General features: G+C 56.9%; 27 protein-coding genes. 13 read left to right on the plus strand and 14 right to left on the minus strand.

What is annotated here, in order from left to right; genetic code table 11:
• Positions 1–55: 55 nt before the first annotated feature.
• Together ACOYNV_RS17315 and ACOYNV_RS17320 are read left to right on the plus strand one after the other, a co-directional pair.
• Positions 56–307: a hypothetical protein gene (locus ACOYNV_RS17315; RefSeq protein ID WP_422901049.1), complete on the plus strand. Its 252-nt coding sequence runs from the start codon at positions 56–58 to the stop codon at positions 305–307.
• Between the two features lie 176 nt (positions 308–483).
• Positions 484–1,890, plus strand: coding sequence for an exonuclease domain-containing protein (locus ACOYNV_RS17320; protein WP_422901050.1), 1,407 nt, complete (start codon positions 484–486; stop codon positions 1,888–1,890).
• Here ACOYNV_RS17320 and ACOYNV_RS17325 read toward each other — a convergent pair.
• From ACOYNV_RS17325 to mltG, 6 genes are read right to left on the minus strand one after another with little or no spacing between them, the layout of a single operon-like run.
• Positions 1,882–2,538: an ankyrin repeat domain-containing protein gene (locus ACOYNV_RS17325; RefSeq protein ID WP_422901051.1), complete on the minus strand. Its 657-nt coding sequence runs from the start codon at positions 2,536–2,538 to the stop codon at positions 1,882–1,884. The genes ACOYNV_RS17320 and ACOYNV_RS17325 overlap by 9 nt on opposite strands.
• Positions 2,535–3,317, minus strand: a complete 783-nt coding sequence (locus ACOYNV_RS17330) for a TatD family hydrolase (protein ID WP_422901052.1) — start codon at positions 3,315–3,317, stop codon at positions 2,535–2,537. The genes ACOYNV_RS17325 and ACOYNV_RS17330 overlap by 4 nt, the downstream gene beginning before the upstream one ends.
• A 10-nt stretch (positions 3,318–3,327) precedes the next feature.
• Complete coding sequence (locus ACOYNV_RS17335) at positions 3,328–3,708, minus strand: PilZ domain-containing protein (protein ID WP_422901053.1); 381 nt, start codon at positions 3,706–3,708, stop codon at positions 3,328–3,330.
• A 7-nt stretch (positions 3,709–3,715) separates the two neighbouring features.
• Positions 3,716–4,744, minus strand: a complete 1,029-nt coding sequence (gene holB / locus ACOYNV_RS17340; RefSeq protein WP_422901054.1) for a DNA polymerase III subunit delta' — start codon at positions 4,742–4,744, stop codon at positions 3,716–3,718.
• Positions 4,741–5,370, minus strand: a complete 630-nt coding sequence (gene tmk, locus ACOYNV_RS17345; protein WP_422901055.1) for a dTMP kinase — start codon at positions 5,368–5,370, stop codon at positions 4,741–4,743. Before tmk ends, holB begins: the two co-directional genes overlap by 4 nt.
• Positions 5,367–6,380: an endolytic transglycosylase MltG gene (mltG, locus tag ACOYNV_RS17350; protein ID WP_422901056.1), complete on the minus strand. Its 1,014-nt coding sequence runs from the start codon at positions 6,378–6,380 to the stop codon at positions 5,367–5,369. Before mltG ends, tmk begins: the two co-directional genes overlap by 4 nt.
• Before the next feature lie 219 nt (positions 6,381–6,599).
• On the opposite strand from mltG, the gene ACOYNV_RS17355 reads away from it, so the two are divergent.
• Together ACOYNV_RS17355 and ACOYNV_RS17360 are read left to right on the plus strand one after the other, a co-directional pair.
• The gene (locus tag ACOYNV_RS17355) at positions 6,600–7,616 is read left to right on the plus strand and encodes a YgfZ/GcvT domain-containing protein (RefSeq protein WP_422901057.1); all 1,017 of its coding nucleotides are present in this window, start codon (positions 6,600–6,602) and stop codon (positions 7,614–7,616) included.
• A gap of 24 nt (positions 7,617–7,640) precedes the next feature.
• Positions 7,641–8,420 carry an NRDE family protein gene (locus ACOYNV_RS17360; RefSeq protein WP_422901058.1) on the plus strand — a complete coding sequence of 260 codons (780 nt, stop codon included), beginning with the start codon at positions 7,641–7,643 and terminating at the stop codon, positions 8,418–8,420.
• On the opposite strand, the gene ACOYNV_RS17365 is transcribed toward ACOYNV_RS17360, so the two are convergent.
• Together ACOYNV_RS17365 and tadA are read right to left on the minus strand one after the other, a co-directional pair.
• Complete coding sequence (locus ACOYNV_RS17365; protein ID WP_422901059.1) at positions 8,407–8,889, minus strand: L,D-transpeptidase family protein; 483 nt, start codon at positions 8,887–8,889, stop codon at positions 8,407–8,409. The two genes, ACOYNV_RS17360 and ACOYNV_RS17365, sit on opposite strands and share 14 nt — an antisense overlap.
• A 2-nt stretch (positions 8,890–8,891) precedes the next feature.
• Positions 8,892–9,353, minus strand: a complete 462-nt coding sequence (tadA, locus tag ACOYNV_RS17370; protein ID WP_422901060.1) for a tRNA adenosine(34) deaminase TadA — start codon at positions 9,351–9,353, stop codon at positions 8,892–8,894.
• A 259-nt stretch (positions 9,354–9,612) separates the two neighbouring features.
• Between tadA and ACOYNV_RS17375 the strand changes: the two genes are divergently transcribed.
• Positions 9,613–10,143 (plus strand): hypothetical protein, encoded by a 531-nt coding sequence (locus tag ACOYNV_RS17375; RefSeq protein ID WP_422901061.1) that lies wholly within the window; start codon positions 9,613–9,615, stop codon positions 10,141–10,143.
• 256 nt (positions 10,144–10,399) lie between these two features.
• Here the strand turns inward: ACOYNV_RS17375 and ACOYNV_RS17380 are convergent, their stop codons facing one another.
• On the minus strand, positions 10,400–10,732 hold the full coding sequence (locus tag ACOYNV_RS17380) for a hypothetical protein (RefSeq protein WP_422901062.1): 333 nt from the start codon (positions 10,730–10,732) through the stop codon (positions 10,400–10,402).
• A gap of 65 nt (positions 10,733–10,797) precedes the next feature.
• Between ACOYNV_RS17380 and ACOYNV_RS17385 the strand changes: the two genes are divergently transcribed.
• From ACOYNV_RS17385 to ACOYNV_RS17400, 4 genes are all read left to right on the plus strand, one after another.
• Complete coding sequence (locus tag ACOYNV_RS17385) at positions 10,798–12,450, plus strand: potassium channel family protein (RefSeq protein WP_422901063.1); 1,653 nt, start codon at positions 10,798–10,800, stop codon at positions 12,448–12,450.
• A 225-nt stretch (positions 12,451–12,675) separates the two neighbouring features.
• Positions 12,676–13,449: a metal ABC transporter ATP-binding protein gene (locus ACOYNV_RS17390; RefSeq protein WP_422901064.1), complete on the plus strand. Its 774-nt coding sequence runs from the start codon at positions 12,676–12,678 to the stop codon at positions 13,447–13,449.
• The gene (locus tag ACOYNV_RS17395; RefSeq protein WP_422901065.1) at positions 13,449–14,336 is read left to right on the plus strand and encodes a metal ABC transporter permease; all 888 of its coding nucleotides are present in this window, start codon (positions 13,449–13,451) and stop codon (positions 14,334–14,336) included. The genes ACOYNV_RS17390 and ACOYNV_RS17395 overlap by 1 nt, the downstream gene beginning before the upstream one ends.
• A 221-nt stretch (positions 14,337–14,557) precedes the next feature.
• Entirely contained in the window at positions 14,558–15,478 is a 921-nt protein-coding gene (locus tag ACOYNV_RS17400) for a metal ABC transporter substrate-binding protein (protein ID WP_422901066.1), read from the plus strand.
• A gap of 10 nt (positions 15,479–15,488) precedes the next feature.
• Here ACOYNV_RS17400 and glgX read toward each other — a convergent pair whose 3' ends face one another.
• Together glgX and ACOYNV_RS17410 are read right to left on the minus strand one after the other, a co-directional pair.
• Positions 15,489–17,822: a glycogen debranching protein GlgX gene (glgX, locus tag ACOYNV_RS17405; protein ID WP_422901067.1), complete on the minus strand. Its 2,334-nt coding sequence runs from the start codon at positions 17,820–17,822 to the stop codon at positions 15,489–15,491.
• A 271-nt stretch (positions 17,823–18,093) separates the two neighbouring features.
• Entirely contained in the window at positions 18,094–18,396 is a 303-nt protein-coding gene (locus ACOYNV_RS17410; protein WP_422901068.1) for a cation transporting ATPase C-terminal domain-containing protein, read from the minus strand.
• Between the two features lie 480 nt (positions 18,397–18,876).
• Between ACOYNV_RS17410 and ACOYNV_RS17415 the strand changes: the two genes are divergently transcribed.
• Both ACOYNV_RS17415 and ACOYNV_RS17420 read left to right on the plus strand, forming a co-directional pair.
• On the plus strand, positions 18,877–19,536 hold the full coding sequence (locus ACOYNV_RS17415; protein WP_422901069.1) for a calcium:proton antiporter: 660 nt from the start codon (positions 18,877–18,879) through the stop codon (positions 19,534–19,536).
• Entirely contained in the window at positions 19,518–19,946 is a 429-nt protein-coding gene (locus tag ACOYNV_RS17420) for a hypothetical protein (protein ID WP_422901070.1), read from the plus strand. The genes ACOYNV_RS17415 and ACOYNV_RS17420 overlap by 19 nt, the downstream gene beginning before the upstream one ends.
• A 179-nt stretch (positions 19,947–20,125) precedes the next feature.
• Here ACOYNV_RS17420 and ACOYNV_RS17425 read toward each other — a convergent pair whose 3' ends face one another.
• From ACOYNV_RS17425 to dhiT, 3 genes are read right to left on the minus strand one after another with little or no spacing between them, the layout of a single operon-like run.
• Positions 20,126–20,518 (minus strand): YbbC/YhhH family protein, encoded by a 393-nt coding sequence (locus ACOYNV_RS17425; RefSeq protein WP_422901071.1) that lies wholly within the window; start codon positions 20,516–20,518, stop codon positions 20,126–20,128.
• A 39-nt stretch (positions 20,519–20,557) separates the two neighbouring features.
• Positions 20,558–20,839 (minus strand): DUF2442 domain-containing protein, encoded by a 282-nt coding sequence (locus ACOYNV_RS17430; protein WP_422901072.1) that lies wholly within the window; start codon positions 20,837–20,839, stop codon positions 20,558–20,560.
• A gap of 10 nt (positions 20,840–20,849) precedes the next feature.
• Positions 20,850–21,230: a type II toxin-antitoxin system toxin DhiT gene (dhiT, locus tag ACOYNV_RS17435; RefSeq protein ID WP_422901073.1), complete on the minus strand. Its 381-nt coding sequence runs from the start codon at positions 21,228–21,230 to the stop codon at positions 20,850–20,852.
• 261 nt (positions 21,231–21,491) lie between these two features.
• Between dhiT and ACOYNV_RS17440 the strand changes: the two genes are divergently transcribed.
• Positions 21,492–21,917, plus strand: coding sequence for a hypothetical protein (locus ACOYNV_RS17440; RefSeq protein ID WP_422901075.1), 426 nt, complete (start codon positions 21,492–21,494; stop codon positions 21,915–21,917).
• Positions 21,845–23,566: a diguanylate cyclase domain-containing protein gene (locus ACOYNV_RS17445; protein WP_422901074.1), complete on the plus strand. Its 1,722-nt coding sequence runs from the start codon at positions 21,845–21,847 to the stop codon at positions 23,564–23,566. Before ACOYNV_RS17440 ends, ACOYNV_RS17445 begins: the two co-directional genes overlap by 73 nt.
• The last annotated feature ends 81 nt before the right edge of the window (positions 23,567–23,647 follow it).

Here is a 23,647-nt window from a genome sequence, read left to right on the forward strand (position 1 = left end):
TGTTCGCGCTGACTTTGTGGACATCACAATATCCTAGAGGTCAGGTCGTCTGAGGTTGCAGATCGATCGCTCAGCAAAGCCAAACAAACCACATCAAAATCCGACAAAATGCGCATCGACATCGAATGCTTTGTGGCCGCAACCAGACAATGCGGAGCAAAAATATGTCATCGGGGTTTGCCGAGGTGTTCATGCGTCAATGCTGATTACAGCGCTGCCTTCGGGAATGGAAACTGGTATCCTGATCGGCTGCCAATCCGGCGTGGCAAACGAATTCAGTCATTGGGTTCAACGCTGGTTTGCCTGAGAAACTGTCAAAATATCAAGAGTCCACCGCAAAGAGGCAAAGAAAGCGCAAAGTAACCCCATTGTTTGCAAAGGTTTTCTTTGCGAAACCTTTGCTCCTTTGCGCCTCTGCGGTAGGTGTTCAGGTATTTTTTCACAACCGCTGAATCCATTCACAAATCCTTCCCTGCCCAATCGATGAATCCTGTCCTTGCCCCTGAGCCGCTTATTTTTGTCGATCTGGAAACTTCAGGCGCAAATTTTGCCAATGATCGCATCATCGAAATCGGCTTCGTCGAGGTCGATGAAAATGGTGTTCGCGAGTGGAGTTCTCTGGTCAATCCGGAAAGGCCGGTTTCAGAGTTCATCACCGGGCTGACCGGAATCAATACGGCGATGGTTTCAACCGCCCCGGTCTTCGAGCAGTTGGCGCCGGTCGTTCTTGAAAAGCTGCGCGGACGCCTGTTTATCGCCCACAACGCCCGTTTTGACTACACTTTCCTCAAGCGCGAATTCAAACGTATCGGCATCGATTTTCGTGCGCCGAACCTGTGCACCGTCAAACTGTCACGCAAACTGTTTCCCGAGCATCACCGTCACAGCCTGGATGCCTTGCTGACGCGCTACGACATCGCTGTGGGCGATCGCCATCGCGCCCTGGCTGATGCACAGGCGCTTTGGGATCTTTGGCAGCGCTGGCATGAGTTATTGCCAACTGAAACTATCCGCAACACCATCGACGCCATCGTTGGCCGGCCGGAATTGCCAGCACAAATCGACCCGGCGTTGATCGACGACCTGCCAGAAGCGCCAGGCGCCTATGCCCTGTACGGCGAAGACGGGAGCGTGCTGCTGATCAAGCGCAGCGCCAATATTCGCCAGCAGGTCCTGGCGCATTTTGCCCCGGCCAACCGCGATACGGCGCTGGTGCGTAACACATGGCGCATCGAGTGGCGCGAGGCAGCCGGCGAACTGGGTGCGCGCTTGCACGAACTCGAATTGTCCGCTGCCACGCGAAAATCAACCGAAGAACTTTGCTCATGGCAGTTGATACAGCATGGCGAGGGGGATTTTCGCCCGCAACTCGTCTATGCCCGGGATATCGACTTTGCGCTGGCGACCGATCTGTTTGGCCTGTACATGAATCAGCGTGAGGCGATCCATGCCCTGCGCAAGCTCGCTGAAGTGCACCGCCTGTGCCACAGCCAGATCGGGATTGGCGCAGGCAAACCGGGGGAAGCCTGCGTTGCCTACAAGCAAAAGACGTGTCGCGGCGTATGCGTCGGCAAGGAGACGGTATCGCTGCACAGCGCCCGGCTGATGACTGCACTGGCAAAGTTCAAACTAAGCGACTGGCCGTACCCCGGCCCGGTGGCGCTGGTCGAGCGCGACGAATTCGGGATGCGCGAGGATTACCATCTGATGAGTTGCTGGCGCCACCTGGGTACGGTGCACGACGAAGCAGCGCTTCATGAACTGCTTGAAATCCGCAGTGAACGCGGCTTCGATCCAGATATCTACCGGATCATCAACAAGTTTTTGAAGGCCGGAAAGACCCGCGTGCTCCCCCTGTCCCGCCCCTTACGGCCGGTTTCGTTACTTTGAAAGCTCGATAAACACCGACTTGCCTGAGCGTCCTCCAGCGGCACGCAACAGGCCCTCGATGTCGGTGTTCTCGCTCTTCAAAGCCCAGTCAACCGCTGTCTCGCCATTCTCATTGGCAATCGTCGGGTCGGCCTTGTTCTTCAAGAGCAGTTCAATGACCTCGCGGTGCCCGAAGCGCGCTGCAAAAAACAGGGCCGTCGAACCGTTTTCGGTTGTCGCGTTGATCTCTGCACCGTGTTTCAGCAGGTAGTCGACAATCGCCAAATGACCGTTGAAGGCGGCGTACGCGAGGGGTGGCCAGCCATAGAAGTTCACTTCGGCACCGGCTTCGACCAGACGCTGTACATACGGGAGCTTGCCCGTGTAAGCGGCAATACTGAGCGCCGTTTCGCCATTCCGGTTGCGCACATTGAGCCGCGCGCGACGTTGCATCAAATAATCGAAAAGATCCGGAACGTCTCGCCGTACAGACTGGATAAGCAGCGTGTTGCCGGTTCGATCAACCGTGTTGATGTCCACGCCGCGCTTGATCAGATTAATGGCGGCGGGTGCGTCGCCACGAATCAGCGCTTCTTCCATGTCTTCATAAGAACCTGCAGAGGCAAGTGCCGGTAGCAGCAGCGCAAATAGAATAGCGATTATTTTCATTGGGTTAAACCTGTTCTGGCTTGAGGGAAAAGGCGGAAAAAATTGTCGGTCGTGGCGGTGGCAAGTTCTTCGAAGGAAATTCCCCGCAAGCGTGCGATCTCTTCGGCAACGTGCCTGACATAGCCCGGCTGGTTGATTTTCCCGCGATACGGCATGGGCGCCAGGTACGGCGCATCAGTCTCGATGAGCAAGCGCTCGAGCGGAACACGACAAGCAACCTCTTTCACGATCAGCGCCTTCTTGAAAGTAACAATACCGGAGAGGGAAATGTGGAATCCCATGGTCAGGGCTGCTTCGGCCACTTCCCAAGTCTCCGTGAAACAATGCATGATGCCGCCCACCTGCCCTGCTCCTTCCTCTGACATCAGACGCAGCGTATCTGCCGTCGCCTCACGGTTATGGATCACCAGCGGTTTCCCCGACTCAAGGGCGGCGCGAATATGGTTGCGGAAGCGTTCCCGCTGCCATTCCGGTGCATCCTTGTGCCAATAATAGTCAAGTCCGGTTTCACCGATGGCGATGACCTTCGGATGCCGAGCCAGATTGACAAGTTCGTCGACCGTTGGTTCGCGTCCATCGGTGACTTCAGGATGGACGCCAACCGAAGCCAGAAGATGAGGATGAGCCTCGACAAGGGACAGGATACGCGGAAAATCTTCCAGATTGACGCCGATGCAGACGGCGCAGCCCACATCGTTCTTGTGCATCAGATCAAGCAGATGCGGGAGGTTTTCAGCCAGATCCGGGAAGTCAAGATGACAATGTGAATCGACAAGCATCAGATGGCCATTACATGGTATGGGTCGGCCGCGTGGACTGCATCACACCGCCAAGGAGCCCTTCGATCTTGCGCCGCGCTTCGATGCCGCTTTCGTCATTCTTGAAATGCACGCCAATCCCCTGCGCCTTGCTGTTCTGGGCACCGGGTGGAGTAATCCAGACAACGGTACCGGCAATCGGCAGCTTGGCCGGGTCGTCCATCAGCGACAGCAGCATGAACACTTCGTCGCCAATGTTGTAAGCACGTGTCGTAGGAATGAAGATGCCTCCGTTGCGCAGCAGAGGCATGAAAGCAGCGTAAAGCGCCGACTTCGAGTTGATGTTCAGCGACAGAACACTCGGCCGCGGTGAGGAAGTGACTGCAGGTTTGGAACTGACTACTTCGGGCATATCCGCCTCAGGAAGTTCGGAACAGGGCCGCGTAGCTCAGGAAATAATCTTCAAGAAAAAGGCGACTGTTCAAGGGTTGTTCACATTGCATCTTGTATTGTATCGTTTTTCTGTTGAATGCCAACAGCTTAGCGGTATCGGTCGATTTTGCCAGTCGCTGCAACAACTGGGCTTGCGAGATGAAATAGCGCAGCGGGAGCCCCTCGCTGGCCAGCGTCAGGTCGAAAAGCCACTTTTGCGACCACTCGATCATACGTTTCAGGGGCGCAGGGCGTTTCTCTGCTTTAACTACCCGATCAACGGCAGCGGCGGCGGCCAGCGGGTCAAGCTTGCTGCCGCGCGACATCTCGGCGATCAAGGCATCCAGCAATACACGTTCTTCGCTTCCCAGTTCGACAGCCAGCAGGGGTGAGCCTCCGGCCAGCGCCAGCCAGTGCGCGGCATCACTGACGCCCGCCTGACGTAACCATTCTTCGGCCCGGCTGCGCACGGGTTGCGCAACAGTCAGCGACTGACAGCGGCTGCGAATCGTTGGCAGCAAGCGTTCTGCCTCGCTAGATACCAATATAAACAATGTACTTGCAATCGGTTCTTCGAGCGACTTAAGAAGAGAATTGGCTGTCGAACGGTTCATTGCTTCGGCCGGATAGATCAATATCACACGTGCGCCCTGCCGGTGTGTCCCGACATGGAGGAAGTCATCAAGGGCGCGAACCTGATCGATGGTGATCTGCTGACTCGGTTTTTTCTTGCTGCCCGATTCTTCAACATCGCCGTCTTCTTCTGCCAGCGCCGTCGGTTGCAGCAGACGGAAATCCGGATGGTTGCCCTGGGCCAACCAGCCACAAGCTGGGCAAATACCACAGGCTTGAGAAGCAGCCGTAGTGTTCTCGCAAAGCAGTGACTCGGCGAAACGCCGGGCCAGATCGAATTTGCCTATGCCTCGTTGACCAGAAATCAGGAGCGCGTGCGGCAATTGAGCGCGTCTGGCACCCAGTTGCGCCCAAACCTCGCTGTGAAGATCAATAATATTCATAAACAGTGCATTAGAACTGATTCTTGAACCAGTTTCTTTATATTGCCTAGCGGCTGATCGGCATTGATCACCTGGATTCGCTGCGGCGCCGCCGCCGCACGTTCGAGGTAGGCCTGCCGTACCCGAACATGGAAATCGGCGCGTTCCTGCTCGAAACGATCCAGTTCGCGACCTTGCGCGGCAATGCGCTGGCTGGCCACATCGGGAGGCAAATCAAAAAGAAAGGTCAGGTCGGGCTGCAGATACCCATGCACCCATTGCTCAAGTTCGGCAAACTTTTGCTTGTCCAGACCACGCCCGCCACCCTGATAGGCATAGGTGGCATCGCTGAAGCGGTCACAGACCACCCAGTCGCCACGCGCCATTGCCGGTTCGATGACCTGCGCGAGATGCTCGCGGCGCGCGGCAAACATCAACATGGCTTCGGTCTCAAGATGCATGGCCTCATGCAACAGCAATTCGCGAAGCTTTTCACCGAGCGGCGTGCCACCCGGCTCGCGGGTGCTTACCACATTGAGACCATGCGCCCGAAGCAGGTCGGCAACACCGGCGATATGGCTGCTTTTGCCTGCGCCGTCAATCCCCTCGAAGGTGATGAACTTGCCTCGTTTATTGCCTCGGTTCAACGCTGTTCACCTTGTTTTCCACCTCGTTGATAGCGGTTTACCGCCTGATTATGCTCATCCAGCGTGCTGGAGAACTGACTGCTTCCGTCACCGCGCGCAACAAAATAGAGCGACTGGCTTGCTGCCGGGTGTAATGCCGCTTGCAGCGAGGCCAGACCGGGCATGGCGATGGGTGTCGGCGGCAAGCCCGAACGTATGTAGGTATTGTATGGCGTGTCGGTGAGCAGATGACTTTTGCGCAGGTTACCGTCAAATTTCTCGCCGACGCCGAAAATAACGGTCGGATCAGTCTGCAACAGCATGCCCTGACGAAGCCGGTTAACAAAGACTGCCGCCACCAGCGGCCGGTCCTGATCTCGCCCGGTTTCCTTTTCAACGATCGAAGCCATGATCAACGCCTGATAGGCATCAAGATAGGGCAGTCCGGCCGCTCTCGCCTCCCACTCGCGGGAAAGATGACGCTGCATGGTCCGATAGGCGCGCGCCAGCAGATCAAGATCCTTGCCTTGCTTGGCAAAAAAATAAGTATCAGGAAAGAACAGACCTTCTGCAGCGCCTTTCGGGGCTCCGATCAAGCGCATGATTTCCGACTCCGGCAAGCCTTTGCTGTCGTGGCGTATGTCCGGGTGCGCATCAAGCCGCTCACGCATCTGGCGGAAGGTCCAGCCTTCGATAAAAGCGATCTCGGTTTGCGTCACATCACCGCGCGTCAGCTTGTTCATCAATTCCACGGTCGTGATGCCACGGGTTATCTCGTAACTCCCGGCCTTGATCGACTTCTCCACGCCCAGCAGCTTGCCAAGAACAATGAGCTGCCAAGGCTGGATCGCTACGCCTGCGTCCGCAATATCCCTGGCCGCAGCGCGCATGCTGCTACCGGGAGTAATGTGAAAATCAACCTGTTCAGTGCTTAAACCCAGTGGCGATGAAACCAGCCAGAAAAACCCGCCACCCAGTGCTACGACCAGGAATAGGCCAAGGATGATCAGTTTTATTATCAGTTTAAGCATCGATCCGGAGAGGTCTTGGAGCCACAGGTCTGGAATGGGGGAATGGTATTGGAATGGCGCAGCGTGGCGTAGAGTGGCGATATAATAGCCGAAACCCGCAGCGATGAACCGATGTGCTGCATCAGGGTCGAAAACGAACGCTCATTCAATCTCGCCAGCCTTGTTTGCCCTGTTCGGGCGGCAAACACCCTGCTAAAAACCTCACGGAAAAATGCAACGATGAACTCCCTCTGGCAAGAATTTCTTGGCGCTTCCGGTGCCCGTATCGATAACGGAATGGTTGCGGATTTTGGCGACCTCGACTCGGAACTTGTTGCGGCTCGCGATGCAACGATTATTTCGCCGCTTGTTCATCTCGGGATGTTCGAATGTGCAGGCGATGACGCGAAGACATTCCTGCATAACCAGGTGACCAGCGACATCAATCATCTGGCTTCCGGGTCTGCCCAGCATTCGGCCTGGTGCTCGGCCAAGGGTCGAATGCTGGCGAGTTTCCTTCTGTATCGCAATGGCCCCGACTATCGGGTTTTGTTGTCTTCCGATCTGGCGTCGGCCATCCAGAAACGCCTGCAAATGTTCGTGCTGCGCTCCAAGGTCAAGATTGCCGACCTTTCCACCAGCCACGAATGTATCGGATTATCCGGTCCGCAGTCCGTGGCGGCTCTAGAGCGCGCCGGGTTGCCTTCACCAGCCAAGTTGCTGGAAACCGCGGCCTTCGCCGACGGCCATGTCATTCGTCTTGACACAACACGCCTGGTCATTGTCGTCAGCAGCGATGCTGCGGCAGAACTCTGGAAGAAGCTTGCTGCAAGCGCCCGTCCGGCAGGAACGCCGGTATGGCAGTGGCTCGACATTCAGGCCGGTTTCCCGCTGATTACCGATGCCACAAAGGAAGCGTTTATCCCGCAAATGGCCAATTTCGACAAAATTGGCGGCGTCAGCTTCCACAAAGGTTGTTACCCCGGCCAGGAAATCGTTGCCCGCACGCAGTATCTCGGCAAGGTCAAGCGCCACCTCTACCGCATCCACTCGGCCGGCGCCATTTCCCCCGGAGAGGCGATTTACACCCCGGAAAACCCCGAGCATCCATGCGGCACGGTCGCCAGCGCGGCGCCAGCGCCCGGCGGGAGCTTTGAGGCGCTTGCGGTCATTCAGGAAAATTTCGTTGCCGCTGGCAATCTTGCCCTCGGCGCGCCGGGCGGCCAGCGTATCACTATCGATCCTGTCGAATTCTAAGCCTCTGGATTCAGGCAAGTTTCGATGTGCCTGATTCTTCTGGCCTGGCAAGTCCATCCTGAATACCCGTTGGTCGTTGCGGCCAACCGGGACGAGTTTTTTGCCCGGCCTTCAGCGCCTGCCGCATTCTGGACAGAAGCCCCGCAGATTCTCGCCGGACGTGATCTGGAAGCCGGCGGAACCTGGCTCGGCATCAGCCGTCAACAGCGATTTGCAGCGCTGACCAATTACCGCGAAGGTGGCCGGCAACTTGCCGACGCGCCTTCCCGCGGGGCTCTGGTGGCCGACTTCCTCTCCAGTGAAAGTGACCCGGAAAGCTATCTTGAGGCACTCGCCAGTCGCGGCAGTAACTACAACGGATTCAACCTGTTCGTCGGTGACGGCCGCCGGCTCGGTTACTACTCGAACCGTGGGCCTGGCCCACGCTGGCTGGCACCGGGAATCTACGGGCTATCCAACCACCTGCTCGACACCGCGTGGCCAAAACTATCGGCCGCAAAAACGGCCTTTGCCTCGGCACTTGAGCACTTGCCGTCTTCAGCCCCCTTCTTTGAACTGCTCGCCGACCAGGAAATCGTTCCCGACATGCACCTGCCGGAAACCGGCGTCCCGCTTGAATGGGAACGAATTCTCTCCGCCGTTTTCGTCAACTCGCCGAATTACGGCACGCGCGCCTCAAGTTTGCTGACCATGCAAAAAACCGGCCTGATTACCCTGGTCGAACGGAGTTTTGGCCCGACCGCCACGCCGCTTGGCGAGGTGTGCGAGACTTTTCAAGCCTCGGCATTCATCAGTTCTCGGTAATTTCCACCGGCGTGTAAACCGGGACACGGTCAAATAATTCAACAATGTCGGCATTGCGCATGCGAATGCAACCGTGCGATCCCGGAATCCCCAGCGTTGCCGTATCCGGGCAACCGTGGATGTAAATGTAGCGGCGCATGGTGTCGACGCAGCCGAGACGGTTGTATTCCGGCTCACAGCCGGATAGCCACAGAATGCGCGTGAGAATCCAGTCGCGCTCGGGGAAGGCGCTGCCAAGTTCCGGCGAATAAATCTCACCACTGGGACGACGCGCAACAAAGACGGCGTTTTCAGGTTGCCCGGCACCGATCTTGGCGCGGATAAGGTGCCGCCCGCGCGGTGTGCAATAAGTGCCGCGCTGTTCCCCGACGCCTCGCGTTGCAGTGGAAACCGGAAAACAGCACAGCACCTGCCCTGCCCCGTCAAGCAAGGTCAGCGACTGCTGGGCGATCGAAATATGAATGTGCACGCCTATTGCTCCCGTTTGGCGCGGCGCCCGGCAAAAAAGCTGGACAACAACTGGCTGCATTCCTCGGCCAGCACGCCACCGATCACTGTCGTATGGTGATTCAAGCGTTCAACGGCGAACAGATCGACGACGCTGCCGTGCACGCCGGTTTTCAGGTCGCGGGCACCATAGATCACGCGGGCAATGCGCGAATGAAGAATGGCCCCGGCACACATCGCGCACGGTTCAAGCGTGACAAAAAGCTCGCAGCCCGGAAGACGGTAGTTCTCCAGTTTGCGCGCCGCATCGCGCAAGGCGGCGATTTCGGCATGGGCGGTCGGATCGCTTTCGCCGATTGGCGAGTTGAATCCACGACCGACGATCACGCCCTCAAAAACAACCACGGCCCCCACCGGCACTTCGCCAAGACACTCGGCAGAGCGTGCCAGCGAAAGCGCCTCGCGCATATAGAACTCATCCTGCATCGCTTGTTTTCATTTCTGTGTCAGCAGCAATTATCGGGAAAAGCAAATAAAACAAGAAGGCCAGATAGTATCAGTGGCAAATGCCAAGTGACCACACCTCTTGAAAAGTCAAATCATCGGAATTGAGAAGCGAGGGTCTGCAATTGAATTGGTACATTTGAAGTTTCCAGCCCCGTATGACTTTCATCTGAAGGCAGTTTTCCACAAATAAGCGCATTCTTCCCCCTCCAGCCTCCAAGACATCCACACCGAAAACCGCATGCCCCGGAAAACCTTTCAGTGGCGCTCGATCAAGACCAGAGTGACACTCTTCACGCTGGCTATTTTCGTGATCAGCATCTGGTCTCTTTCGCTTTTTGCCAGCCAGATGTTGCGCGAAGACATGGAACGTCTGTTGGGCGAGCAGCAGTTTTCCACCGTATCCATTGTTGCCGCTCAGGTTAATGACGAACTGGACATTCGCTTCAAGGCCCTGGAAAAAGTGGCCAGCTTGTTTACGCAGGCCATGCAGGAGGAGCCTGCAGCGTTGCAGACTATGCTGGAACAACGCCCGACTCTGCAGATTCTGTTCAATGGCGGCACCTTCATCACCCGGCTCGATGGCACGGCGATTGCTGATTTCCCCTTGCCTTCAGAACGGGTCGGCATCAATTACATCGACAGGGATTACATCGCCGCCCCGCTCAACGAGGGAAGATCGATGATCGGACAGCCGGTTATCAGCAAGCGATTGAAGAGCCCGGTATTCGGCATGGCGCAATCTGGTCAGGTTTCATCCTCTTGCCGGTAAGCATCAGGCAGACCTACCCGGCTTATCAAGTTCACCAAGCGACTGAAACAGGCATCGCTGGAAGCCCCTGAATACGGTCACCTTGCAGCCCTATGCCACGCAAGCCAATGTTCATGAGGCATCCGTGGCATGTCACCTGAAGATCGCCTATCGACGGGCATCACCGGGGTGATGCCGCGATGTATCAACCTAAAAACCGCAGTTCAAACCACGGCGACACGGCGGGCACAGCGAAAAGCCTCAGCATTTCAGGATTTCATTGCTCACCCAAAGGGTGATTCATGAAAACATTGCAAGCCATTGTTTTACCGATGTGTTCGCTGTGTTCGCCGTGGTCAACTGCTTTTTCTAGGATCAAGCCAAAGCGGGCGGTCGCAATTTGATTGGCTTGCACGATACGAAAATTTGAGAGCCGGCGAAAATAGCCTGAATCCACCTCAGAGGCGCAAAACAATGGAAACCCCATGTTATAAAGGTTTTCTCTGCGAAACCTCTGCGTCTCTGCGTTTGGGTGTTCTGGCATTTCTTCACAGCCTCTGAGTGGATCCTGAACGCCCTGCCCTTGCTGCGCGATGGTGGCAAGGGTCAATGACGTTTGACCAGTCTGCCAACGCCGGGGATACTTCGTGCTGTTAACAAAAAGAGCCAGGGAAAATGCAGTTAAATCTCAAGCGTTCAACCAGACGCCTTCTGGTGCTACTTGCCCTTCTTCCCTCTGCGGTATTTATTCTTGGCACGACCTACATGCTTGGAATGGAGCATCTGGAAGGCACTCCACGCACTTTTCTGGAGAGCTTGCAGTGGGCATCTGAAACGCTTACCACTACCGGCTACGGTGGTGACAATCACTGGAATCACCCGGCCCTGGCTATTTTTGTCATCATTACCCCATTTCTTGGCCAGTTTTTGGCTTTCCTGATCTTTCCGTTATTTGTTTTGCCCTACTTTGAAGAACAGTTCGAAGTTCGCTTGCAGCATGTGCTGCCGCCGATGGACGGCAAGGTGCTTTTCTACGGCTACGGTCCGGAAATCGAGTCCTTGCTGGAGGAATTCAAGCGCACGAACACCCCTTTCGTCATTTTTGAAGAGGACATGACGCTGGCGCGCAGCCTGCGCGATCGCGGTTACGACGTGGTTTACGGCAAGATGGCCGATGATCCGGCGACCGTGGCGCGGGTGAAACAAGCGCGTGCCGTGGTCACCAATGCCGGCGATCACGCCAATGCAACATGCACCTTCATTGTTCGCGAATCGGGGTTTACCGGCCCACTCTATGCGTTGGCTGACGACCCGCTTTACCGGCCGCCGATGGTTCAAATTGGCGCCACCGAGGTATTCACCCCGGCGCATGTGCTCGGCGCGGCCCTGGCTTCGCGTGCCAGTACCCGCATCAGCCCGCCGGCAGAAGGCATGCATCTGTTGGGAAACAAGGTGGGCATGGCAGAATTCCGCATCCGGGCGGGAAGTCCGCTGGCCGGAAAGCAACTGGGTGAATTGCATCTTCGCGAACAGCATGGCGTATCGGTCATCGGCCAATGGCACGGAGGGCTTTTTACCACCACCAAGGGTCCGCAGACGCGCGTGGAGCCGGGTGCGATTCTGGTCATTGTCGGTGCCCCTGCCAATCTGGAAAAAGTCGAACGCATGGCCATGCCGATCCGTCGAACCGGCCCGATCGTGCTGGCCGGCTTCGGAGCAGTTGGGCGCAAGGTCATTGAAATGCTGAAGGATGCCGGTGAAACCTGCATCGTGATTGATCAGGTCGCTGCAACCGGAGTCGATGTTGTGGGCAACATCCTGGAACAGGCCACCCTCAGGCAGGCCAGGGTTCATGAGGCCGGCGCGGTCATTCTGGCCCTGAGCGATGACAGCGAATCCGTTTTTGCCACCGTCGTGGTGCGCGAATACGCCCCCGAAGTTCCGCTCATCGTACGTGTCAACCGGACACCGAATACAGTGCGGCTTTACCGTTCCGGTGCCGATTTCGCCATTTCGAAAGGTCAGGTTGCCGGACAGATTCTGGCCTATCACCTGCTTGATGAACTGGTCGTTCCCGTTGAAAACCGGATCAAGTTCAGCCGCCTGAGCGCCGGCACCCTGGCTGGCGTGCATCCGTGGCATAGCGAGGAGCTTGAACGAACGGGGGCCAAGGTGGTCGCGGTCGAGCACGCATCTGAGGTGTTTGTCGAATTCGACGATGCTTTCCGAGTTTGCCCGGATGACGCACTTTACGTCTGCGGAACGCTAAACAGCCTGGCGCGTTACCAACGATTATTCGACGCTTCAACGCTTGCGGCGCGCCTCTGACACCGCTTGTTAGTGCAACAAAGTTGCATTTAGGGGTGAAATAAGGCAGCATTGCCTTTTCCAAAGGCCGAGCTTCGACACGCTCATGCATGCGCCAAACAGCCACCCTGTAGCAATGAAATATGCCCGCCCCAACCCGGCTTTATGTTCGGGCGTCGTTTCGCGCCTGGTCTGGGCGGCCGGCGCGCTCGTTCTGTTGTGGGCGACGATCCACTGGGCGCTGTCATGAATTCTGCGGCAGCGACGATTCTCCGCTTCGATAACCTGACGCTCGGCTACAACCGGCATCCGGCGGTACACCACCTCAAGGGTGAGATCGCCGCCGGGAGCCTGCTGGCGGTGGTCGGCCCCAACGGCGCCGGAAAATCGACGCTGCTCAAAGGCATCGTCGGTGAACTGCGTCCAATGCAGGGAAAAGTCGAGCTGATTGGCCTGAAGCGTGAAAACATTGCCTACCTCACCCAGCAATCGACGCTCGACAGCAGCTTTCCCATCGTGATTTTCGATTTCGTGGCGATGGGGCTGTGGTCGCAATTCGGGGCCTTTCGAGGCTTTGATCGTGCGGCCAAGCAGCGCATCGAAGAAGCCATCGCGGCGGTTGGCTTGAGCGGGCTGGAAAATCGGCCAATCGGTCAGCTCTCCGGCGGGCAGGTGCAACGGGCGCGCTTTGCCCGCGTGATATTGCAGGATTCGCCGCTGGTATTGCTTGACGAACCTTACGGCGCCATCGACGCCAATACGGTCCGTGACCTTGCTGCGCTGGTTCGGCGCTGGAGTGGCGAAGGCCGCACGGTAATCAGCGTCCTGCACGATTTCGAGCACGTTCGTCAGGAGTACCCCGAAACGCTGTTGCTGGCGCGTGAAGTGGTGGCGCGGGGAGCGACGGCGGAGGTTCTGAGCGAAGCGAACCTGCTACGCGCCCGCCAACTGGGCGAAGCTCAAGGTGAAGTCCCTGGGGCGGCAATCTGTGCCCACGAGAATGTGGGGCACTCGCTCTGATGAGCCCGATTGACACACTGCTCAGCTTCCCCCTGATATCCCCCTTCATCGAGTTCGGTTTCATGCGCCGGGCGCTGGCGGGCTGTTTGGCACTATCACTGGGCGCCACGCCAATCGGCGTCTTCCTGATGCTGCGCCGCATGAGTCTGGCCGGTGACGCCATCTCGCACGCCATCCTGCCCGGTGCCGCCGTCGGCTACCTGATCGCCGGGCTTTCGCTATCGGCGATGACCATCGGCGGGCTGGTCGCCGGCATTGCCGTGGCCTTGCTGGCCGGCGGCGTGGCGCGCAACTCGGTGATCAAGGAAGACACCAGCCTGGCCACCTTCTATCTGATCTCGCTTTCCGCCGGCGTGCTGATCATCTCCATGCGCGGCAGCAATGTTGATTTGCTGCACGTGCTGTTCGGCAGCGTACTCGCGCTGGACGATGCCGCCCTCCTCCTCCTGGCCAGCTTCGCTTCGTGTTCGATAGTCGCCATCGCCGTCGGTCTGCGCCTGATCGTTCTCGAATGCTGCGACCCGGCGCATCTGGTCCGAATCAGCCGCCTCAGCCCGGTGGCGCACTACGGTTTCATGGTCCTCGTGGTGCTCAACCTGATCGGTGGATTCCATGCACTCGGCACGCTGATGGCCGTCGGCATCATGATCCTGCCTTCAGCCGCAGCACGCTTCTGGGTCGGCAACATCGTCCCGCTCATTCTGGTCGCGGTGGTCATCGCCTTCACCGGCTCGCTGATCGGCCTGCTGCTCTCCTACTACGTCAACCTGCCCGCCGGACCGGCCATCGTTTTGACACTTGGCGGCCTCTATATTTTGTCTATGGCCATTGGCCCACTCGGCCCGCTGGTCAGCCGGCTGCGTCCGCGCTGGCATTTCGAACGCTGAGAAGTTGTGAAAAAATGCCTCTGCGGTGGATTTTTGATATTTTCACAACCTCTGAAGTCAAATGCTTCACCACCAAGTCACCAAGAACACCAAGAACACCAAGAAGCACCAAGTTAACTTCTCAACTTCTTGCTTTTCTTGGTGAAACTTTGTGCCCTTGGTGACTTGGTGGCGAGGATTTTAGTCCTTGCTCTTCAACATCCCTTCGCTGTGAGAATCGTATGAAGTGTTTTCCAAAACGAAGCATTTTCCGTCTGGTAATGTTTGCCTTTCTTGCCCTCATCGGCTTGACTGGAACTTCTACCGCAGAAACCCTCAACGTCGTCGCCACCTTCAGCATTCTTGGCGATCTGACACAGCGCGTTGGCGGCGAGCGGGTTCAGGTTCATACATTGGTCGGCCAGGATGCGGATGCCCACGTCTACCAGCCGACGCCAGCTGACGCAAAAACGCTCGCCCAAGCCAAATTAGTCGTGGTCAATGGCTATGGTTTCGAAGGCTGGATCGACCGCTTGATCAAATCTTCCGGCTATCGCGGCAAGGTGCTTATGGCCAGCACCGGGGTAAAAACACTCAAACGGCCTCACATGAAGGGGCAACACGACCACGACAGCGAGGTTGATCCCCACGCCTGGCAGGATCTTGCCAACGCGCTGACCTATGTCGACAACATCGCGCAGGCGCTGGGCGAAGCCGACCCGGCTGGCAAGGCCGTGTATCAGGCCAATGCAGCCAAGTACAAACAGGAGATCAACGCGCTCGACGGCGATATTCGCAAATCCTTCAATGCGATTCCCATAGAGCGGCGCCGGGTGGTCACCTCGCACGACGCCTTCGGCTATTTCAGTCGTACCTACGGAATCAGCTTCATCTCACCGGTCGGCGTTAACACCGATGCCGAACCCTCGGCCGCCGATGTCGGGCGGATCATCCAGCAGATTCGCCGGGAGAAAATTCCCGCCGTGTTCATGGAAAGCATCTCAGACCCGCGCCTGCTCGAACGTATCCGTCAGGAATCAGGAGCGAGGATCGGCGGCACCCTGTATTCCGATTCCTTGTCGAAAGCCGACGGACCGGCCCCGACCTACCTCGACATGATGCGGCATAACGCGAAGACTCTGGCAGCCGCACTAGGCAATTGAAGCCAATGCTTCACAGTTTTGCCTGCCAGCACGCGAAGCTGCGTGGGGGCGCAACAAATGAACTCCCTGGTTTTGATACGTCCTCGACTGTCGACAGCCGTACCCGCCAGCGGCCTTCAGGCACGTTGAAATTTACCTGATGTCCCGACCCATTGATCAGCAACAGCCAGTCGCGGTCGAACCTGATCATCAACGCCTTGCTGGCGCTGTCGTCCCAGTCGTGCGGCGTCATCACGCTACCGGCCGGATTCAGCCACGTCACATCGCAGACCCCTGCCGCATCCGGCTGCCCCGTCCACCATTGACCGTTGCTCAATGCCGGAATTTCCTTGCGTAGTGCGATGATTTTGCCCACGAAGGCTACCATTTCATGGTCAGCGACAGACCAGTCCAGCCAGGTAAGCTCGTTATCCTGACAGTAGGCATTGTTGTTGCCCTGCTGGGTATGTCCGAGTTCGTCCCCAGCCAGCAACATCGGGGTACCTTGCGCGAGCAGCAGACTGGCTATCATTGCTTTGCGCACGCGTCGCCTGAGCAGGTTAATATCGTCGTCGAGGCTCGGACCTTCCTCACCGCAGTTCCAGCTCTGGTTGTGGCTGTGTCCGTCCCGGTTATGTTCGCCATTGGCGAGATTGTGCTTATGATTGTAGGAAGTCATGTCGGCCAACGTGAAGCCATCATGGGCCGTCAGGAAATTGATCGAAGTTGCCGGGCTGCGTCCCGGCTTCCGGAAGCAGTCCGCAGAGGCTGCAAAGCGTTGGGCGAACACTGACCGGGTCACGCCATCCTTAAGCCAGAAACCCCGCAGGACATCGCGGAACTGGTCGTTCCATTCGCCCCAGCCGGCTGGAAAGTGGCCAATCTGGTAACCATGCGGACCAATGTCCCAAGGTTCGGCAATCAACTTGCATTGGGCCAGCACCGGGTCTTGCTGCATGGCGGCAAACAAGGAGGCTGACTGACTGAAAGCAGCACCGTTGCGACCCAAAGTGACTGCCAGGTCAAAGCGGAAACCATCTATATGGCATTCGCTTACCCAGTAACGCAAACAATCCATCACCAACTGCACTACGCGCGGATGTGCAAAATTCAGCGCATTGCCACAACCCGACCAGTTTTCGCACCCTCCCCCGGAATGGAGGGCGTAGTAGACCGCATTGTCGATACCGCGCAGCGAAAGTGTGGGCCCCAGCGCGCCGCCTTCGCCAGAGTGGTTGAAGACTACGTCCATGATGACTTCGATACCCGCCGCATGCAGCGCCTTCACCATTTCCCTGACTTCGGACAAGGGAGTCGTTCCTTCTCGACCAGACCAATAGCGCGGCTCGGGTGCAAACCAGCCGATCGAGTTGTAGCCCCAGTGGTTGCGAAACCCCATTTTCTGCAGATGCGGTTCGTCGACAAAGTATTGAATGGGCAGAAGCTCAAGCGTCGTCACGCCCAATCGCTGCAAATGCGCAATCATGGCGGGATGCCGCAACCCGGCATACGTACCCCGAATCGCCTCGGGAATCTGCGGGTGCAGGCGAGTCAGTCCTTTGACATGCGCCTCATAGATAACCGTCTGCGACCATGGCACGCTGGGTGCAACGTCGCCTTCCCAGTCAAACGGTTCATCGAGAACCCGTGCTTTCAAGGCGTAGGCCGCATTATCCTGCGTATCCGCCAGGTGCTGTGCCTCAGCCTGATAACAATAGTGAACCGGCGCATCACGGAATTCCCCGACGACGGAAAGAGCATACGGGTCCAGCACCAGTTTGGCCGGATTGAATCGGTGGCCGTGCGCCGGCTCGTAAGGGCCTGCTACCCGGTAGCCATAAACCAGACCGGAGCGAGCGCCAGGCAGGTAGCCATGCCAGACGCCTGCCGCTCCGGCCATCAGAGGAAGGCGTGTCGTCTCACGTTGCCCGCTGGCATCGAAAAGACACAAGGTCACCGCTTCGGCATGCAAGGAAAACAGCGCAAAATTGACACCGGCACCGTTGAAGGTGGCCCCCAGCGGAAAGACGTTTCCGGGAAGTATTTCAGCCGGCTCATGCTGCGGCTCCCGCTCCTGCTGCTGTTCCTGCTGCTGTTTCTCCTCCGGCACCTGATGCAGTTCCCCCTTCTCCTCGGCTGGGGGCAGCAGGTCGGTTAATTCCCCAGCAACAGGGGAAACGTTGACGTCGCCACCAGGGTCGGTATCGACGCTGTAGCTGATGACAAAATCACGTGTAGCATTCTGCTCGGATTTTTCAACCGACTGACGGTTCATGTGCTCGATGCCTTTACGGCGCTTCCAAAGAACAAAAAGGACAGCGCCAGCTATCAAAATGCAGATGAGGATGATTTCAAGGATAGGCATCTATGGATTCTCCGCGAAGCCAGTCAATCCGCCGAACTATACGGCTCCGATGGATCGAACAAGGCAAGTCGCCAGGCTGGATTTCTAAGTGGATAAAAAAGGGGAAACAGATTCAATGCAGCCGGTGACTGGAAGGCAAATCCACCGTCCGCACAGATCAGGCAAGCTCATCATGAAGGCATTATCTCCAGGTCTTTGCGAAGTCTCAACCTTGCATGCTTAACTTCAAAGATCAAACCGTATCTTTTTTCCTTGATTCATCACCAAAGTGTTATCGGTTATCGCTACTTTTAGACTTCTTGTGCCGATTCAAATACCGCTTCTCCAACCCCACCACCAGCCACGAAGCCAGCCCGACCGAAGAAATTTCCAGCCACGCCCGCCGACCAATGGGTGCGGTGGCAAACAACCGGTTCATCAGCGGCACATAGATCAGCGCCAATTGCAGGACGGCCATCGTCGCCACGCCAAAACAGATCGCCGAATTGGAGAAGAGGCCGACCTGCAGCGCCGAGCGTTCAAGAGTGTCTATCTGTGCATTCCGATTCCTTGTCGAAAGCCGACTGACCGGCACCGACCTACCTCGACATGATGCGGCACAACGCGAAGACACTGGCGACTGCGCTAAGCAGTTGAAGCGAATGCGTTAGCCACTACCAACTTCTTTGCAGCATGCCTGGAAGGCAGTAAATACGGCCATCTTCAAAAGGCATACTCTACGGTCCAATATTCAAGCGCCCTCCACGGCATGCTTGGCTGGAATGACCTATTGACGAGCCTCTCAGGCCAATTCGTCATTATTCTGAAAACTTCAGGCCGCGCAGGGTGTCAATAAGCGAAGCGGCTCTGCATTTCCTTCGGTCACATTGCACCGCATCCGCTGAAGGTTGACCGCAAATGAAAAATCCGGGGATACTCTTGGCATTACCGCTGAATTTATCAGTGTTCCCGGAATCTCCCACCACGCAACCCTTCTTTCCGCCTTAGCCACAACCTCCTTGCCGAATCGGAACCACGTGCCCCCCCCCGTTTATTCGACCTTCCTGCCATAACCTTGATCATTCCGGTCGCCGCCTGCGCTTTGCTGCTTTCCGGCCGTGGTGACAGTGCCAGCCCCATCTTCCTGCTACTGATATCCCTGCCCCTGATCGCTACTGTACTGGTCGCCGTTTTTCATGCCGAATTCATCGCCCATCGGATTGGCGAACCGCTGGGTACACTTGTTCTGGCACTAGCCGTCACCGTGATCGAAGTTTCGCTGATCGTGTCGATGATGATGCTATCCGGCGGTGATGAAGCGCGTAGTCTGGCCCGGGATACGGTCTTCGCCACGGTGATGATTATCTGCAACGGTGTGATTGGCATCTGCCTGCTGACAGGCAGCATCAAACACCACATCCTCACCTTTCGTGCCGAGGGCAGCAGTTCCGCACTGTCTGTGCTCGCGGCGTTAACCACGCTCACCCTGATTCTGCCGCAATTCACCACAACCACGCCGGGTCCGATTTATTCCCCCGCACAGTTGGGTTTTGCCAGCCTGATGTCGCTCATTCTCTATCTGGTATTCGTCTTTGTGCAGACGGTGCGCCATAAAGATCACTTTCTTCCAGAAGTACTGGAGCTGATAGAGGGTTCGGACGAAGCTACGCAACACACCACCCACCCTTGCTGGCCACCGCCAGGGCCAGCTTTGCTATGCTTTTGCTGGCACTGATCGGCGTTGTCGGTCTGGCTAAACAACTGTCGCCGGCAATCAAAAATGGTGTTGAAGCCATTTCGGCACCGCCGTCAGTGATCGGCATTGCCATTGCGCTGCTCGTTCTCATGCCGGAAACACTGTCCGCACTGCACGCGGCGCAACGCAATCAAATGCAGACCAGTCTCAATCTGGCGCTGGGCTCGGCACTGGCCACTATCGGCCTGACCATTCCAGCGGTTGGTGTCGTTGCTCTTGCCATGGGAACCACCCTGGATCTCGGCTTGCCAGCCAAGGAGATCGTACTTCTGGCACTGACCCTGCTGGTCAGTGCCATCACCCTCATCGGTGGGCAAGCCACCGTACTGCAAGGAACAGTGCACCTCATACTGTTCGCGGCCTTCCTGTTTCTCGCCATCATTCCCTGAAGCACCTGCGTCACAGCGTTGATCCTGAAAAGGATCATTCGATACTGCCCCTATCGATTTGCTGACCTCGTCGATTGTGTTGAACAACCAACAAGACCGCAAGCGGCGAAGCTCAGATGCGGCGGTGGAATTGGCAAGAAGCCGTACATGACGAGATAATGATGAGCGCTAACGTGGAGCTAAGGGGCGCGCCGAAGGCGCGTCCCAGCGACCGCAGGGAGCGAACTTGAGCGTAGGGTTAGAAGGTTAATTTTTCCATGACTCACTCTCAAAACCCTCCCATCGTCTTTTGCAATTTCAGCGACAGCCACACCACCGAGTAAATGTTTTGGCAAAGTACCTTCCACAATCCAGATACCGTTGACCAAAACAGCCGTGTACGGCTTTTGCTGTGAAATGTTCTCCTGCCCGTAAATTGGCTCCCACACTGCGACAGCAATTTTTATCGCGGTCGCTGCATCAGGGACATAACCCTGTGCGGGTTTGAAATTGTGCGCAATGAGGGGCTGCGAATATGCCCAAGGAGCAAACAGCAGCAGAGCTATTGCGATGATGAGTGTGCGCTTGGACATGGAGCCTTCTAACGTAGAAGTCACCGGCTCTGCGCGGCTTTATCGCGCAGCGTCCGTGTGGTCTGCCAAGTTAGACGCAGTTGATTCCACAAGGAGCATTTCAGACAGCAGGGTTTCCGGGGCGATGTCCTGTTCGTGGGGCCAAGTGACTGCCCCAAACAGAATGCCAACCCGATTGAAATAATGCACGTCCCGAAGCTCACGAAAAACGCCGTGGTCGAGATAGGGGGTCAAGTCGAAAATGCCCTTGCGGCCATTCTCAATCTCGACATAAATTCGGAAGTCCGGCAGTGGCTTGACAGTTTTTACGTCCCAGTACATGGCAACCCCCTTACAGTGGTTCGATTTTGTAAGGGTTCTCGCCACTGACCGCGAGTTCCCAATCGGCCATCAGTTCGTCGCGATGGAGTTCTATCCACGCCTGCACCAGACGCAATTGCTTGCGCGGCAAGTCACCAGCAAGAATCTCACCGTCTTCGAGGTCAATGGATGCCTCGAATTCGGCGTATTTGGCGTGAATGTGTGGCAGATTGTGGTGCTGGTTGTCGACCATGTACAGGCGGATGATGATGCCGTAGAACATGGAAATGATGGGCATGGCGTTGTTCTCCTCGTGATCTGGCGATTGGCGGTAGTTTATGCAATCAATCGTCGGTTTGGCTATTTTGTAGGGTGAGAAACGCGAAGCGTTGCGCACCTTCAGGCGGATCAAGCGAGGGGATTCCACGTACGAAAAGAAAGATTTTGCGCACACTACCGGGATGTTTCTTCTCGGAAACCGTGGTTTGCCCCCTGTTGTTGAAGTTGGCTCTCGTTGGCGAAGGGAAGGTTGATCGGAGAATTTTTGGAATTTCGTGCATCAATGGCGATTTTTTCGTAGCCATCACCCGGACGGCATGATCAGATCGGCTACTATACTCTGGATACCAGTAGTTCAATAGACTAGCGATCGCCCCCACAGGAGCTTCAGAAATTGTTCAAGCTGTTTTCCGCCTACTCGAACTCGCTCAAGGCGCGCATTACCCTGCTGACTCTGGTCATTGCGCTGTTCGTGTGTCTTTCCATGATGCTGTTCGCCGGCCAGACCCTGCGTCCGCGCCTGAAAGAGTTGCTGGCCGCGCAGCAACTCACCACCGTCTCCATGGTGGCGGCTGAAATCAACGAGGCGCTGGTTTCCGCCTCAAGTCGCTGGATAATCTGGCCAAACGCCTCACCCCGGCAGCCCTGGCCAGCGGAAAAAACGCCCAAATCTTGCTGGATGAGCCTTTCGATGACGCCGACCTGTTTAATGACGGCCTCATCATCATCGATGCGCAGGGCGACATTTTGGCCGGGACGCCGATGTCAGCAAAGCGCATCGGGCTCAATATCAAAGGCCGGGACTATTTCAAATCGGTGATGGCTCAGGGGAAATACTCCATCAGCCCTCCACTCACCGGCAAAAAATCTCAGCGGCCTATTGTGGTCATGTCGGTACCGGTGCGCGATGCGCAGGATCGGGTGATCGGCGCACTGGCGGGCATTATTGATCTGGGCCTGCCCAATTTCATGGACCGGTTAACGGATAATCGCCACGGCCGAACGGGTGAAACATTTCTGGTGACCCCGCAAACCCGGACGATTGTGTCGACCTCGGACAAAAAACGCGTCATGGAAGTGCTGCCCGCGCCCGGTGTCAGTCCGTCGATTGACAGCTTCATGGCGGGTTACGAGGGCAACACGGTAACGGTGAATCCGCACGGCATGGAAGTGCTGGTATCGGTCAAGCAGATACCCATTGCCGGCTGGTACGCCTCCGTCATCCTGGCCAGCGAAGAAACCTACGCCCCCATCAACGAAGTGCGGCGCACCGTCATTTTCATCCTTACCCCGCTGGCCGGCCTGCTGATTGCCGGGCTGATCTGGTGGATGCTGCGCCGCCAGCTCGCACCGCTGATGGAGGCAACCAGCACACTGACTGCACTGGCGACCTCAAACCAGCCTCACGCGCCCTTGCCCATCACCCGTCACGACGAAGTCGGTGCCTTGATCGGCGGCTTCAATCATCTGCTGGATACCCTGGCGCAGCGGCAGCACGCCTTGCAGGAATCGAAGGAAAAACTGCAACTGATGGCCAGCGTGTTCACCCATGCCAGCGAGGTGATCATGATCACTGCGGCCGATGGCAGCATCATCGACACCAACGAGGCGTTTACCCGCATCACCGGTTACTCGCGGGATGAAGTGCGCGGCAAGAATCCGCGCCTGCTCAATTCCGGCCGGCAATCCGCAGAGTTTTATCTCACCATGTGGATGCGCCTCACCACGGAGGGCGAGTGGCAGGGCGAAATCTGGAACCAACGCAAAAATGGCGAGGCCTATGCCGCGATGCTGACCATCAGCGCGGTACGCGACGAGGCGGGCAAGGTTGGCCACTATGTGGCGCTGTCCTCGGACATTTCCCAGCTCAAGGCGCACGAACAGCAACTCGAACAGATCGCCCATTTTGATGCACTGACCAAGCTGCCGAATCGTCGGCTGCTTGGCGACCGCATGCATCAGGCGCTGATCCAGGCACAACGACGCGGGCAGCCGCTGGCCTTGGCCTTCCTTGATCTGGACGGCTTCAAGGCTGTGAATGACCAGCACGGCCACGATGCCGGCGACCATTTGCTGGTCGAAGTCGCCGAGCGTATGAAACTGGCCCTGCGCGAGGGCGACACGCTGGCCAGACTTGGCGGTGACGAGTTTGTCGCCGTATTGCTGGATGTTGCCGACATCGAGGTCTGTGATCCGATGCTCAATCGTCTGTTAGCGGCGGCGGCGAAGCCTGTTCCCTTTGGTGATGCCATGTTGCAGGTATCCGCCAGCATGGGCGTCACCTTTTATCCGCAGGTCATTGATGTGGAAGCGGATCAGTTGCTGCGCCAGGCCGATCAGGCCATGTATCGTGCCAAACTGACTGGAAAAAACCGCTATCAGGTCTTTGTGCCAGAGCTACCTGATGGCGCCTCCAGCTGCGAAGCCGACAACCATGATCATGCCGCGACTGAAGCTCAGATTTCCTGATCCGGCCCGGATTTAGTGAGTTTGTTAAATACCGCTTCTCCAACCCCACCACCAGCCACGAAGCCAGCCCGACCGAAGAAA

The sequence above is a fragment of the Propionivibrio sp. genome, from assembly GCF_049316945.1.
Classification (GTDB): domain Bacteria; phylum Pseudomonadota; class Gammaproteobacteria; order Burkholderiales; family Rhodocyclaceae; genus Propionivibrio.